This window comes from Sphingobium fuliginis, assembly GCF_015074805.1.
Classification (GTDB): domain Bacteria; phylum Pseudomonadota; class Alphaproteobacteria; order Sphingomonadales; family Sphingomonadaceae; genus Sphingobium; species Sphingobium fuliginis.
On the sequence record NZ_CP060035.1, the window covers coordinates 885,563 to 898,501 of the forward strand.

Below are 12,939 nucleotides of genomic sequence, written 5' to 3' on the forward strand. Positions count from 1 at the left end.
CCCTGATCGGACGGACCCGAAAAAATGCCTCAAATCGCGCAAATTGCCGAAACCTATTCATCGCAGATCTTCTGGCTGCTGCTGACATTCGGTTTCGTTTTCTTCGTCATCGGCCTCGGCATGGTGCCAAAGGTTCAGGCGACGGCCGATGCGCGCGACGCGAAGATCACCGGCGATCTGGATGCCGCCAAGGCGGCTTTCGCCCGCGCGGATGAGGCGGAGGCCGACTATCGCGCCCGCGACGCCGAAAGCCGTGCTGCCGTCCAGGCCAGCCTGGCCAAGGCGAAGGTGGAGGCAGCCAAGGCTTCGGAAGCCAAGCTGGCCGCCGCCGATGCGGACATTGCAGGCCAGATCAATGCGGCCGAAGCCCGTATCAAGGCTGCCACCGACGCAGCCATGGCAGAGATTGAAACCGTTGCCGCTGATGCAGCGCGCGACATGGTGGCTCGCATTTCCGGCGTGAACGCGTCGGAAGATGCAGCCCGCAACGCAGTAAAGGCGGCACTGGCCCATGGCTGAGGCAGCAGCACAGCATAGCGAGACGGAAGCCCCGCACCTGAATGAGGCGATCCATTCGGAGGGGATGGAGCCGGTCGGCACCGTCGCTCACGAAGGCGTGGCCCCGCACACCGACCCGAAGGCCGTCGGCATGGATGCCACGGCCTGGGTCAGTCTGGCGATGGCGGTGTTCATCCTGATCCTGTTGATCAAGAAGGTGCCCGGTCTGATCGGCGGCGCGCTGGATGGCCGGATCGCGCAGATCAAGACGCAGTTGGAGGAAGCCTCCAAGCTTCGCGCCGAAGCCGAAGCGCTCAAGGCCGAATATGAAGCCAGGCTGGCGGCTGCCGCCGCCGAGGCGGAGGCAATGCGCAAGTCCGCCGAGCATGAAGCGGCAACGCTGCTGGAAGACGCCAGGGCCAATGCCGTCGCGCTGGTCGCGCGTCGTCAGAAGATGGCGGAGGACAAGATCGGCGCGGCTGAGCGCGCGGCGGTCGCAGGCATTCGGTCCAAGGCGGTGAACGCCGCGACCGGCGCCGCGGCGGCCCTGATCGTTCAGGGCCATGATGCGCAGGCCGATAAGCTCCTGGTCGATGACGCGATCAGGGGGCTTGGCCCGAACGTCTGACAGACTGCCGAGGATTGAATTGAAAGGCCAGTGCGGTTTCGCGCTGGCCTTTTTCTTTGAGCGGTGAAGCGGTTTTGGATCATCGTGCAGAAAAGCCGGTCCTAGCCTGTCGAAGGATGGGGACCGGTTCCTGCTTAAAAGGATGCGACTACAGAAACCTGGAGCGCGCGACCCACGCCCGATTTATCGCAGCGCGCTCTGGAGCGCCGTTCAAGCCTGTGGGATCACCTGCTGGCTCGTCAAAGGCGGCGAATAAAGGGTGGGGAAGCCGAGCGGATACGACAGGATCGGAATCCGCTCTGCGTTGGAGTTTTCGGGCAGACCATCCTTAGCAGGCGAGGGCGGAACGGGGTTTCCGCCTTCGCAGGAACGCATATCTGCATTCGGGGAGGGCAGGCGCGCGGTCGATCAATGGCCGGCGACGGGGCCGGCCACCGATCTGTCGATCAGGCTGCCGCCAGCGACGCGCTATCGATGACGAAGCGATATTTGACGTCGCTCTTCTGCATCCGGTCATAGGCGGTTTCGATGTCCTGCATCGCGATCATTTCGATGTCCGCCGTGATGCCCTTTTCCGCGCAGAAATCGAGCATCTCCTGCGTTTCGGCAATGCCGCCGATCAGTGAACCGGCAATCGACTTGCGCCCGAAGATCAGCACGCCGACGCTGGGCGAAGGGTGCGGATGTTCCGGTACGCCCACCAGGCACATCGTGCCGTCGCGCTTCAGCAAGGTGGTGAAGGCGTCGAGATCATGGCTGGCGGCCACCGTGTTCAGGATGAAGTCGAAACTTCCACCATGGGCGGCCATCTGGTCCGGATCGCGCGAGATGATGACTTCATCGGCGCCAAGGTCCAGCGCATCCTGCCGCTTGCTTTCCGAAGTCGTGAAGGCGACGACATGGGCGCCCATGGCATGGGCGAGCTTCACCCCCATATGGCCGAGCCCACCGATCCCGACGATACCGACCTTCTTGCCGGGTCCGGCATTCCAGTGGCGCAGCGGCGAATAGGTGGTGATGCCTGCACAGAGCAGCGGCGCCACAGCCGCCAGTTGATCCGCCGGGTGGTTGATCTTCAGGACGAACTTCTCGCTGACGGTGATGCTTTGCGAATAGCCGCCGAACGTATGACCGGGCGCATCCGGCGTCGGACCGTTATAGGTGCCGACAAAGCCGTTCTCGCAATATTGCTCCAGCCCTTCGTCGCAGGCCGAACAATGTTGGCAGCTATCGACCATGCAGCCGACGCCGACCGTGTCGCCGACCTTGAACCGGGTGACGCCGTTGCCGACGGCGGTGACGTGGCCGACGATCTCATGGCCGGGAACGCAGGGGTAAAGCGTGCCGCTCCATTCGGAGCGGACCTGGTGAAGATCGGAATGGCAGACGCCGCAATAGGCGATGGCGATCTGCACGTCATGTTCGCCGGCCGGGCGGCGTTCGATGTCGATGGGTTCCAAGGGCTTATCGGCGGCATGGGCGCCATAGGCTTTCACGATCATGATCGGCTCTTCCTTCAAGGAGGAGCGGCCTCCCTGAAGGGACCGCATTATGGAGGATAGCGCTACCAGTTCCGGCAGCAGCAGGAAGATAGGAAGGGTCAGCCAAGGATCAACGAGGACGGGCCGAAATTTAGCCCCATGCCATTGCGATCCGGGACGATCCCGCTATTTCTCCCTCATGTCGCGTCCCCAATCCCCCGATCGCTTTCATGAAGACAAGGCCACCTTCACCGTCACCGGCAGCCAGCCCGACATAGAGGCCGGCGTGGAGGCGATCCGCACGACGCTCAAAACCCTGCCGACCCGTCCGGGCGTCTATCGCATGCAGGATGCGCGGGGCGATGTGCTTTATGTCGGCAAGGCGCGCGCGCTGCGCAACCGGGTCACCAACTATACCCAGGTCGACCGCCTGCCCAAGCGGCTCCAGCGCATGGTCGCCCAGACCCGCTCGATGACGATCGTCACCACCAACAGCGAGGCGGAAGCCCTGCTGCTGGAGGCGCAGCTGATCAAGCGTTTCCGGCCACCCTATAATGTCCTGCTGCGGGACGATAAAAGCTTCCCCTTCATCCTGCTGCGCGAGGATCATGACTTTCCCCGTGTCCAGAAGCATCGCGGCGCGCGCAAATATAAGGGGCGCTATTATGGCCCCTTTGCCAGCGCCGGATCGGTGACGCGAACCATCAATGCGCTCCAGAAGCTGTTCCTGCTGAGAAGCTGCACCGACAGCTTCTTTGCCAATCGTTCGCGGCCCTGCCTCCTATATCAGATCCGCCGCTGTTCCGCCCCTTGCGTGGGCCGGATCGACGATGCCGCCTATGGCGAACTGGTCAAGGACGCGCAGGATTTCCTCGGCGGCAAATCGACCGCCGTGCAGAAGAAGCTGGGCGAGGCGATGCAGGCGGCTTCCGACGCCATGGACTTCGAGCAGGCGGCGGTGCTGCGCGACCGGCTGAAGGCGCTGACCTTCATCCAGGGCAGCCAGGCGATCAACGCCGAGGGGCTGGGCGACGCCGACATCTTCGCGCTGGCGACCAAGGGCGGGGCGATGTGCATCCAGGCCTTCTTCATCCGCGGCGGGCAGAATTGGGGCCATCGCAGCTTCTTCCCCGTCCATACCGCCGAAGTGGCGGAGGACGAGGTGCTGGCCAGCTTCATGGCGCAATTTTACGAGGAAGTGCCGCCGCCCAAGCTGATCCTTGCCGACCGGGCGCCCGCCGAATGCGAGCTGATGGCGCAGGCGCTGACCGAGCGCATCGGCTCCAGGGTGCGGATCGAGGTACCCCAGCGGGGCGACCGCACTCGCCTCATCAAACAGGCGCAGCGCAACGCGGTGGAGGCGCTCGACCGGCGGCTGGCGGAAACCACGACGCAGGCGAAGGTGCTGGAGGAGATGGTCGAGACTTTCGGGCTGGACGGGGTGCCCGACCGCATCGAAATCTACGACAACAGTCACATCCAGGGCGCTCATGCCCTGGGGGCGATGGTCGTCGCGGGTCCGGAGGGCTTCCGCAAGAACGCCTACCGCAAGTTCAACATGAAGAACCCGGAAACCTCGAACGACGATTTCGCGATGATGCGGGAGATGTTCGAGCGGCGCTTCGGCCGCGCGGCGCGCGAGGACCCGGATCGCGACAGCGGCGAATGGCCGGACCTGGTGCTGATCGACGGCGGCAAGGGACAATTGTCCGCCGCCCGGACGATATTGGAGGATATGGGCATAGAGGATGTCTGCATGATCGGCATCGCCAAGGGGCCGCATCATGGCCGCGAGGGGCGGGAGGTCTTCCACATGCCGGACGGGCGGGAGATCACCTTTCCCCTCAACCATCCCGTGCTCTTTTACCTTCAGCGGCTGCGGGACGAGGCGCACCGCTTCGCAATCGGCGCGCACCGGCAGAAGCGCAGCAAGGCGATCACCGTCAGTTCGCTCGACGAAGTGCCGGGCATCGGACCTTCGCGCAAGAAGGCGCTGCTGATGCATTTCGGAACCGCCAAGGCCGTGAAGAGCGCGGCGTTGGAGGACCTGCTGAAGGCGCCGGGCGTATCCAAGGCGGTGGCGCAGCAGGTCTATGATTATTTCCACGGCTGAGCGATGGCGGGGTGATCCGGATTGCCGCGGCCATATTGCCCGGACCGTCGGATTATCTCTGCGACGAATGGATCGCCATTTGACCATCGCCATTTGACCGGGGCATGATTTCCTTTCCATAAGAAGCGGCTCGACAGACATGATGCATCGGGCCGGATGGGGGATATGCGTCACGCGATGAATGGGCCGGGCGAAATCGCTATGCGCTTGAGCTGGTGGGACATGCGGGCGCTGTCGGCATTGCGTCCGTGGCAGACGCTGGATTTCACCCGACTGTTGCTGGCCGTCATCTATGCCGTCGTCAGCTTCGGCTTCTCCAGCGCGCGCCACTGGGCGGAAAGCGCGGAGCATGTACTGATCCTGCTCATGCTGCTGCTGGCGTTTTCGGCGGTGTTGCTCTCGTCCCGCTCCTGGGTGACGGACATGCGGATCAGGCGACCGGTCATCTATCTGGACACATTGCTGTTCCTGGCCCTGCTGGTCGTCACCAACCCGTCCAACAGCCCTTATTTTTCCGGCAGCTTCTTCGTGGCGGTGGAAGTGGCGCTGATCGTGCGGCGGCGGTTCCATCTGCTCGTTGCCCTGGCGGCGGGCACGGCTGCGGTCGGCGTCACATGGCTTGACGAGATCGCTTCCCTGCCGTCGGAGCCGGAAGCGGAGCGGGTCGTGCTGCGTGCCTGCTATCTGGCGGTGGCGATCCTGGTTACCGGCGTGCTGCTCGGGCCGCGCCGGGAAACGCTGTTGCAATTCGAGCGGGACAGGCGGTTGCTGGAAGGGGAGCTGCCGCCCGCCGGGAGCGATCATGGCCCGTTCCTGCTCCATGCCCTGCGGCTTGCGACCCGCGGACATGGGGTTGCCGTGCTGTTCCGCCTTGCCAGCCATGAGCCCCTGCGCTTCGCCAGCAGCGCGGCGCGCGAAATGCCTGCGGTGGGTTTCGGCAACTTGCTGACGGTAGAGACCGGTTGGCATGACCGGTCGAGACATGCGTCGATCTCGCTGTCGGCGGATGGAATAGCCGTGCTGGGACCGTTGTCGCCGGGCGGTCAGGCATGGACGGCGCTGCTGGACGCAGAAACGCTCCTGACGGTAAGGGTGACCATCGGCACCTTCGAGGCGGTGGGCGCGGCCTGTCTGGACGATCCCTGCCATGAGGATCGGGCCGCCATCGCGCAGCGGGTCTTCGAAAGCGCATGTGAGGAACTGACTGTCCGCAACAGCCTGGACCTCGCGCATGTGATCGCCGGTGCGCGGGAGCGGGAGCGGCTGCAGCGGGAATTGCACGACAGCGTTCTGCAGGCGCTGGCCAGCATCCGTTTCCAGATCGCGCCGCTGCTGGCCGGGCGGCAGGTCGAGCCGCTCGCCGTGATCGAGAATGTCGACCGCATCGCGAAGGACCAGATCGCCACGATCCGCTGGATCATCAATCCGGACGTGGATGAGGAGGATTTCGCCTATCTGCCGGAGACGCTGGCGATGGTGGTGCGCTCCCTGGGCGAGCAGTGGGGCATAGGCTGCGAGTTGAAGGTGGAGGACGGCAATTGCGCGACCAGCGCGATGATCGGCCGGGAACTGAGCTTCGCCGTGCGGGAGATCGTCGCCAATGCGGTACGCCATGCGCGCGCGACCATGGTGAACTTCGCGCTGGAACCGGACGGCAACCGCATCGCCCTTCAGGTGAGCGACGATGGCGTGCCCAATATGGCGCGGCTGGGATCGAGCGGGGCGGTGCCTTCGCGGTCGCTGATGCGGCGGATACAGATGCTGGGCGGGGAGGTGTTCCTGCAGAATATCGGCGGGCGGACGACGATCCGCATCACCGTTCCGCGCAAGTAACGGGCCGCCGGGCTTTATCTTTTCCAATGGCTCACCATATCTGGACGGCCGCGCAGAACCTTTCCCGCGATTGCGCATTTACCGGACGTTTACCAACATCGCGGATAGTCGCGGCAAGGTTCGGCGTGCAAAGGAGTCCGGTTCCATGGTGCGAATGGTCAGGGACCGTCTCTACCGCAAGAGCGTGGCCGTCGTGCTGTCGATGCAGGTCAATCTGGAGCGCATCGTCGCCATCTGGATCATGGCTGCCGCCTTCGCCTGCGGCCTGCGGCTGGCATTTCCGGCGACGCCCTACAGCGGAACGCCTTGGGGAAGCGGGGCGGGCCTGCTGCCCTATATGCTGGTGGTTGGCGCGCCTGTTGGGTCGCTGCTGCTGGGATTGAAGCTGTTTCCGGCGGGACGCATCCATGCCCAGCCCGCCTTTCGACTGGCGCAGGTGGGCCGCTGGCGCAAGGTCGACTGCCTGAGAGCGCGGGAGATGTCGCAATTCGGCCTCTATGGCGTGATGGCGTCTCTGCTGGCGGGAATTGCGGTGAACGTGCCGGTGCGCACGCTGGAATTTCTCAGCTCCATTCCCGCGCTGGGCAGCTATTCGCCGCCCTGGTTCGTCGGTCTCTACGGCGTGATGCTGGCGGATGTGGTGATATTGTCCAGCCTTTACATGTTCGCCTTTGCCATGGCCCTGCGCCTCGTGCCGCTCTTCCCTCGCTTTCTCGTAATGGTCTGGGGTGTCGACCTGCTGGCGCAGTTGGGCATCGCCCATCTGGTGGCGGGGATCGACAATGTGCCGCATGGCGTCGACGCCGCTTTGCTGGACATGCTGACAGGCAATGTGAAGAAGGTCCTGATCAGCGCCGCGATCTGGCTGCCCTATCTGCTGCTGTCGGATCGGGTGAACCTCACCTTCCGTCATCGGGTAAGCGCAAGGTAAGGAAAGCGGCAACATTTGCTCCTGAATGGGACAGGTGCAAACCGCTTTATTTCCGGGCCTTTGTGCGACGAGTCGCGGCTGATTCGCGATGATCGGTGCGAGTGGCGGCGGCTGCTATGGCCAAGTTATCGATCCTGTCTGCCCCGAATAGCCTAGAACGAAGGTATTAGTCGCCCGGGTAATTCAGCGGCGGACGGCCAACTATTCCTCTCAAATAAGACAGGCTTGAGTTCCTGAGAACTTTTATTTTATTCAAAATGAAATTCGGATAATATTCCTTGAATTTCAGTTTGACTATGATATTTTAAAATAGATAAAAATAAAAATCCCAATAATATAAAAGAAAATCTCTAATTTTCTAAAAGCATATATCCAAAGATATATTAGAAAAATACCATTGTTTACTTAAAGTAATGAATCTGGTTGACGGAAAAGGTTAACAAAAAATTGCTTTAAGATTTTGAAAAATATACATATTTTTTACCATGTTGACTTGCATCAGCTTTGGTCCAATTTGAAAGCAAGTTCTACGGGAACTGCCAACTACCTGGTGATCGGAGCATACCGGCGCCGGGGTCGCGAGGTGGACAGGCCCCTACCGTGGAGCTGAGCAAGAGCAACTGGGAATTGCTCCCAGCGAGTAGGGGTAAAAGATATGACCTTTTTGAAGAGCCTGTGGGCCGACCAAAGTGGTGCGTCGGCGGCCGAATATGCTTTGATCCTGGCGATCGTGGGGACGGGTATCGCGCTGGCCGCCTGGAATCTTGGTGGCGCGATCAAGAACTCGATGAATGCGGCGACCAACTGCGTCAAGACGGTCGGTACGAACACGCAGCCCAGCTGCTAAACTGTAAATAGGGGTGAGGGACATGACTTTTTTCAAAAATCTTTATGCTGATCAAAGCGGCGCATCGGCGGCTGAATATGCTTTGATCCTCGCTATTGTCGGTACCGGCATTGCGTTGGCTGCCTGGAACCTTGGTGGCGCGATCAAGAACTCGATGAACTATGCCACCAATTGCATTTCGACTGTCGGCACAGGTAATTCTCCGTCAGCGAACTGCTAATGATGAAATAGGAAGGCCGGTCACATCACTGGCCTTCCTATACCTTCAATTCCGGGGGGAGTTGTCGTGGGGCAGCGCAGATCACTTATAGTCTTAGGCCTCGCAATATTGTTGGGTCTTGCGGCCGTTTTCGTCGCCAACGCCTATCTGAGCCGCGCCGAAAAGGCGCCGCCACCGGAAGGCGGAATGACCAAGGTCGTAGTGGCGACCGTCTCGCTGCCTTTCGGATCGGCGGTCACCGCCGAAAAGATCCGCGTGGTCGACTGGCCAGCCAATTCCGTACCTCCCGGCGCTTTCCGCGATCCCATCCAATTGACCTCCCTCGGCAAAGGCCGCGTCGTCCTTCGGCAAATCGAGCCCGGCGAACCGATACTGGCCTCCAAACTCTCCGGTGAAGGCGGGCGGGCCACGATGTCGGCGGTCCTGGCTCCAGAAATGAGGGCCGTCGCCGTACGCGTGAGCGATGTAGCCGCCGCGGGCGGCTTCGTGCTTCCCGGCGACACCGTCGATGTCTTCGTCACCCGCACCCTTCAGGACCCGGCAGGCGGCAGCCAGCAGATCACCGACGTCCTGCTTCAAGGCACGCGCGTGATCGCCATTGACCAGAACGCCAATGACACGTCCAAGGACCCGGCCGTCGGCAAGACCGCGACGCTGGAGGTCAACCAGGTCGACGCGCAGAAGCTGGTTCTGGCGCAGCAGGTCGGGCAACTCACGCTGGTCCTGCGCAATATCACCGACAAGCCCAATCCCGCCGTGCAGACCGTCGGCATAGAGGATTTGCGCGACGGCGCCTATGTGGGCGGTTTTGCCGGCCCGCGCGCCCGCGTTGCCGACCTTGCCTATCTGCCGCCGCGTCCGGCCTCCGCGTTCCGTCCCGCACGCCGCGCGATTCCGAAGAACACGAACGCTCTGCCGTCGACCGCATCGGTCGAGATCGTGCGCGGCACGACCGGCACCAGCTATGAGGTGAAGCGCTATGGTTCCCGCTAAGTCCTTGCCGATGCTGGCATTGTCTCTGGCGCTGGGCGCCGGTGCGTCGCTGCTGCCCATGCAGGCGCAGGCGCAGGTCGCCTCGCTCAACGTCAATAACGCCAACCATGCCGGCCAACTCGACGTGCCCCTCAACAAGAGCCAAGTGCTGACCGTCGACCGGCCTTTTTCCAAGGCGTTGGTCGGCAATGCGGAAATCGCTGACGTCCTGCCCATGACCAACCGTTCGGTCTATGTGCTGGGCAAGAAGATGGGCACCACCAGCCTGACGCTCTACGACAGCCGCAACATGATGATCGCGGTAGTCGATGTGGCCGTAGGCCCCGATGTCGTGACGTTGAAGCGGCAATTGTCGGAACTGTTGCCCGGTCAGCCTATCGGCGCCCGCATTTCCAATGACGCTGTGGTGCTGACCGGCACCGTGTCGAGCGCGGCGGCGGTCGATCGCGCAGTGCAGATCGCCAAGACCTATGCCGGTGACAAGGTCGTCAACATGATGTCGGTAGGCGCCGCTCAGCAGGTGATGCTGGAAGTGCGCTTTTCCGAAATGACCCGCAGCGCGGCGAAGCAGTTCGGCATCAACACCGCTTTCCTGTCCGATAGCGGCAAGGTGGTGGGCGGCATCGGCAATGCGGCGCAGTCTTCCGCCATCCTGTCCGACACCAATGGTCGGCCGATTGTGGATCTGAGCAAGATTCTGGACAGCTTCGGCATCGGGGCGGCGAATTATTCGGTGGGCAGCCTCAACCTCACCACTGCACTGGACGCGCTGGAGCGCAAGGGCGTCGTGACCACGCTGGCCGAGCCGACACTGGTCGCGCTGTCCGGCGAAACGGCGTCTTTCCTGGCGGGCGGCGAGTTCCCGATACCGGTATCGCAGGGCGGCAATAGCGGCGGCAGCGGCAATAACGGCGGCAATTCCATCACCATCGAATTCAAGCCCTTCGGTGTCAGCCTGGGTTTCACGCCGACAGTGCTGGAGGATGGCATCATCAATCTGGTGGTGGAGCCGGAGGTCAGTTCCATCGATCCGTCCGCTTCGGTGACGATCAACGGTCTCACCATCCCGGGCCTGCAGACGCGGCGCGCCAGCACCACGCTGGAATTGCGCGATGGGCAGTCCTTCGCCCTGGCAGGGCTGCTGCGCAAGGATTTCCAGGACACGGTGCGGCAGTTTCCGATTCTGGGTTCCATCCCGATCATCGGCGCACTGTTTCGTTCCAGCGGTTTCCAGAAGAGCGAGAGCGAGCTTGTCATCATCGTGACGCCGCGCCTTGTGAAGCCGATGCGGGCAGAGGATGTGCGCCTGCCGACCGACCGGGTCGCGCCCCCGCACGAACTCGACCTGTTCCTGATGGGGCGGACGGACAAGGCGGTGGGGATCAATCCGCTCGATCCCAATGCGATGCCGCCCGAAGCGCCCAAGAAAGCGCCTGCGCCTGCCAAGGAAGCGCCCGCGACAGGCAAGGCGCCCAGCGGATATGAGCTGTGAGCAGGAGGTTGACGATGCGTGCACTTTATCTTGCCCCGGCTCTGCTTCTGCCCCTGCTGGCAGGCTGCACGGCGAACGATCCGACCTTCGGCGGCGCGGTGCGCAGCAATTATGCGATGCAGGTGATCGATCCCGACCCGCATTATGAAGGTACGTTGGTCGAGGGCGGTGATGGCCAGCGCTCGGCCGCGGCGGTGGAACGCTATCGCACCGACAAGGTGAAGAAGCCCCAGTCGATCCGTACCACCAGCGGTACTGGAGGCGGTGGTGGCGGTTCCGGCAGTGGAGCCAACTGAACGAGGAGGATGAGAGATCCCATGTCTCGCGCTCGGAAAAGCTTGCTGCAGTCGACAGGCGGTGCGGTCGCTCCGACGGTTGCGCTGTCGCTTTTCGCGCTGATCGCGGCAGGCGGGATTGCTTTCGATTATGCACGGCTCGCCGGAATGGACAGCGAGTTGCAGAGCGCGGCGGATCAGGCGGCTCTGGCAGCGGCAAGTCAACTTGACGGTGCGACTGGCGCGTGCAGCAGAGCTGCAAATGCAGCAAGGAACCTGATTGCCAATAGCAGCCGTTTCGCAAATGATGGCTCAACGCCGCGCATCACGATTGCGGATGAGCCCGCCTGCGATGCTACAGGGGCAATCCGTTTCTACGAGACCAAGGACAAATCCAAGGCCGCAACGAACGACGCAACAGCCAATTTCGTTGAAGTCACCGTTGGCACGCGATCCGCCTTTTATGCCTTGACGCCGATAGTATCCGCAATTTCTTCCGGCCCTGTTTCGGGGACAGCTTATGCGGGTGTGGGTTCCGCCATCTGTGGAGCCGTTCCATTCTTCATCTGCAATCCTGACGAGCCTGATGGCAACACCAATTCCCATTACGCGGTTTCAATTCCATCCGGCACAGGCATCGTGATGGCGGAAGGAGGCACGCAATGGGGGCCCGGTAATTTCGGCTTCGTCGATCAGGCAGGCAGGGGTGCAAGCAGCGTAGCAGAGGCTCTTGCTTCTAATGCCTTGTATAGCAATTGTGCGCCGACCGAAAATGTGACGATGGAAACGGGCAACCTGCTCAACGCCGTGCGGGATTCGCTCAATATGCGGTTCGACTTCCCGCCCGGCAATAGTTCCGCATGTTCCAATCCTCCCTGCTCACCTTCAACTAATGTGCGCAAGGACGTGGTTCGCGGTGCAACCTGTTCCTGGCAGGAAAATCCGGCTGACAATACCAACTATGAGAGCAAACGTTACCGGCCAACGACCGCCGCTGTGCTGAGTCCTACCATTACGCCGGAAATCATGGGTTTCCCGCGCGACCTGATGCATTCCATCGGCGCGAGCAATTATACCTCGCGCATCGGCAACGGCGTGTGGGACAGGGCCGCCTATTTCCGATCCAATCATCCGAGCGTTGACTGGCAAAACACCGCTGGTCTGGGGCCCAATGTCACCCGCTATCAAACCTATCTTTGGGAAGCGGAGGATCCAGCGGCCCGCCTGGCACCAAGGGCGACGACAGGTAATCCCAATCTTTCCACTTACAGCACGCCTCAGGCGGGACAGTGCAATTATCCGGGCGTGGCGCCCAATACGAACAACATAGACAGGCGACGCCTGACCGCTGCCGTGGTCAATTGCAAACTTGCCGATAAGAACAAGCAACTGAATGGCAAGAAGACGATTCCGGTGGCGGGTTACATCGACGTCTTCATGGTGGAACCTAGCATGGATCGCACCAAATGTGGGGGCACTCCGAGCAACCAGACTGGCTGTTCCGCTTCCTACACGAGCAGAAATGACGTTTATGTGGAAGTCATCGGCTCATCGGGCACCGGCGAAGGTGGCGGCACCCCGCAGATCACGCGGCGCGATACTCCGCGCCTGATAGAGTGAGGCGGAGC

12 protein-coding genes are annotated in these 12,939 nt (G+C 61.8%); 11 read left to right on the forward strand and 1 reads right to left on the reverse strand.

The window, feature by feature from the left end; all coding sequences use genetic code 11:
* Positions 1 to 24: 24 nt before the first annotated feature.
* The gene (locus H5V43_RS04215; protein WP_061938759.1) at positions 25 to 519 is read left to right on the forward strand and encodes a F0F1 ATP synthase subunit B family protein; all 495 of its coding nucleotides are present in this window, start codon (positions 25 to 27) and stop codon (positions 517 to 519) included.
* The gene (locus H5V43_RS04220; RefSeq protein ID WP_099185837.1) at positions 512 to 1,126 is read left to right on the forward strand and encodes a F0F1 ATP synthase subunit B family protein; all 615 of its coding nucleotides are present in this window, start codon (positions 512 to 514) and stop codon (positions 1,124 to 1,126) included. The genes H5V43_RS04215 and H5V43_RS04220 overlap by 8 nt, the downstream gene beginning before the upstream one ends.
* A gap of 446 nt (positions 1,127 to 1,572) precedes the next feature.
* Here H5V43_RS04220 and H5V43_RS04225 read toward each other — a convergent pair whose 3' ends face one another.
* Positions 1,573 to 2,628: an NAD(P)-dependent alcohol dehydrogenase gene (locus H5V43_RS04225; RefSeq protein WP_099185993.1), complete on the reverse strand. Its 1,056-nt coding sequence runs from the start codon at positions 2,626 to 2,628 to the stop codon at positions 1,573 to 1,575.
* Between the two features lie 178 nt (positions 2,629 to 2,806).
* On the opposite strand from H5V43_RS04225, the gene uvrC reads away from it, so the two are divergent.
* From uvrC to H5V43_RS04270, 9 genes are all read left to right on the forward strand, one after another.
* Positions 2,807 to 4,720 (forward strand): excinuclease ABC subunit UvrC, encoded by a 1,914-nt coding sequence (uvrC, locus tag H5V43_RS04230; RefSeq protein WP_025546512.1) that lies wholly within the window; start codon positions 2,807 to 2,809, stop codon positions 4,718 to 4,720.
* Positions 4,721 to 4,885: 165 nt separating this feature from the next.
* Positions 4,886 to 6,553 (forward strand): sensor histidine kinase, encoded by a 1,668-nt coding sequence (locus tag H5V43_RS04235; protein WP_244968662.1) that lies wholly within the window; start codon positions 4,886 to 4,888, stop codon positions 6,551 to 6,553.
* 145 nt (positions 6,554 to 6,698) lie between these two features.
* The gene (locus H5V43_RS04240; RefSeq protein WP_037481179.1) at positions 6,699 to 7,484 is read left to right on the forward strand and encodes a hypothetical protein; all 786 of its coding nucleotides are present in this window, start codon (positions 6,699 to 6,701) and stop codon (positions 7,482 to 7,484) included.
* Between the two features lie 655 nt (positions 7,485 to 8,139).
* Entirely contained in the window at positions 8,140 to 8,331 is a 192-nt protein-coding gene (locus tag H5V43_RS04245; RefSeq protein ID WP_025546516.1) for a Flp family type IVb pilin, read from the forward strand.
* Between the two features lie 22 nt (positions 8,332 to 8,353).
* Positions 8,354 to 8,551 (forward strand): Flp family type IVb pilin, encoded by a 198-nt coding sequence (locus H5V43_RS04250; protein WP_025546518.1) that lies wholly within the window; start codon positions 8,354 to 8,356, stop codon positions 8,549 to 8,551.
* Between the two features lie 66 nt (positions 8,552 to 8,617).
* Positions 8,618 to 9,544: a Flp pilus assembly protein CpaB gene (cpaB, locus tag H5V43_RS04255; protein WP_173676446.1), complete on the forward strand. Its 927-nt coding sequence runs from the start codon at positions 8,618 to 8,620 to the stop codon at positions 9,542 to 9,544.
* Between the two features lie 10 nt (positions 9,545 to 9,554).
* Positions 9,555 to 11,036: a type II and III secretion system protein family protein gene (locus H5V43_RS04260; RefSeq protein ID WP_025546521.1), complete on the forward strand. Its 1,482-nt coding sequence runs from the start codon at positions 9,555 to 9,557 to the stop codon at positions 11,034 to 11,036.
* A gap of 14 nt (positions 11,037 to 11,050) precedes the next feature.
* Positions 11,051 to 11,332, forward strand: a complete 282-nt coding sequence (locus H5V43_RS04265; RefSeq protein ID WP_025546523.1) for a hypothetical protein — start codon at positions 11,051 to 11,053, stop codon at positions 11,330 to 11,332.
* A gap of 21 nt (positions 11,333 to 11,353) precedes the next feature.
* Positions 11,354 to 12,931, forward strand: a complete 1,578-nt coding sequence (locus H5V43_RS04270; RefSeq protein WP_158230022.1) for a pilus assembly protein TadG-related protein — start codon at positions 11,354 to 11,356, stop codon at positions 12,929 to 12,931.
* Positions 12,932 to 12,939 lie beyond the last annotated feature (8 nt).

Bases quoted from the DNA above. Each gene is read 5' to 3' on its own strand.
- H5V43_RS04215 (WP_061938759.1), top strand. From the start codon at position 25: ATGCCTCAAATCGCGCAAATTGCCGAAACCTATTCATCGCAGATCTTC.
- H5V43_RS04220 (WP_099185837.1), top strand. From the start codon at position 512: ATGGCTGAGGCAGCAGCACAGCATAGCGAGACGGAAGCCCCGCACCTG.
- H5V43_RS04225 (WP_099185993.1), bottom strand. From the start codon at position 2,628: ATGATCGTGAAAGCCTATGGCGCCCATGCCGCCGATAAGCCCTTGGAA.
- uvrC (WP_025546512.1), top strand. From the start codon at position 2,807: ATGTCGCGTCCCCAATCCCCCGATCGCTTTCATGAAGACAAGGCCACC.
- H5V43_RS04235 (WP_244968662.1), top strand. From the start codon at position 4,886: ATGCGTCACGCGATGAATGGGCCGGGCGAAATCGCTATGCGCTTGAGC.
- H5V43_RS04240 (WP_037481179.1), top strand. From the start codon at position 6,699: ATGGTGCGAATGGTCAGGGACCGTCTCTACCGCAAGAGCGTGGCCGTC.
- H5V43_RS04245 (WP_025546516.1), top strand. From the start codon at position 8,140: ATGACCTTTTTGAAGAGCCTGTGGGCCGACCAAAGTGGTGCGTCGGCG.
- H5V43_RS04250 (WP_025546518.1), top strand. From the start codon at position 8,354: ATGACTTTTTTCAAAAATCTTTATGCTGATCAAAGCGGCGCATCGGCG.
- H5V43_RS04260 (WP_025546521.1), top strand. From the start codon at position 9,555: ATGCTGGCATTGTCTCTGGCGCTGGGCGCCGGTGCGTCGCTGCTGCCC.
- H5V43_RS04265 (WP_025546523.1), top strand. From the start codon at position 11,051: ATGCGTGCACTTTATCTTGCCCCGGCTCTGCTTCTGCCCCTGCTGGCA.
- H5V43_RS04270 (WP_158230022.1), top strand. From the start codon at position 11,354: ATGTCTCGCGCTCGGAAAAGCTTGCTGCAGTCGACAGGCGGTGCGGTC.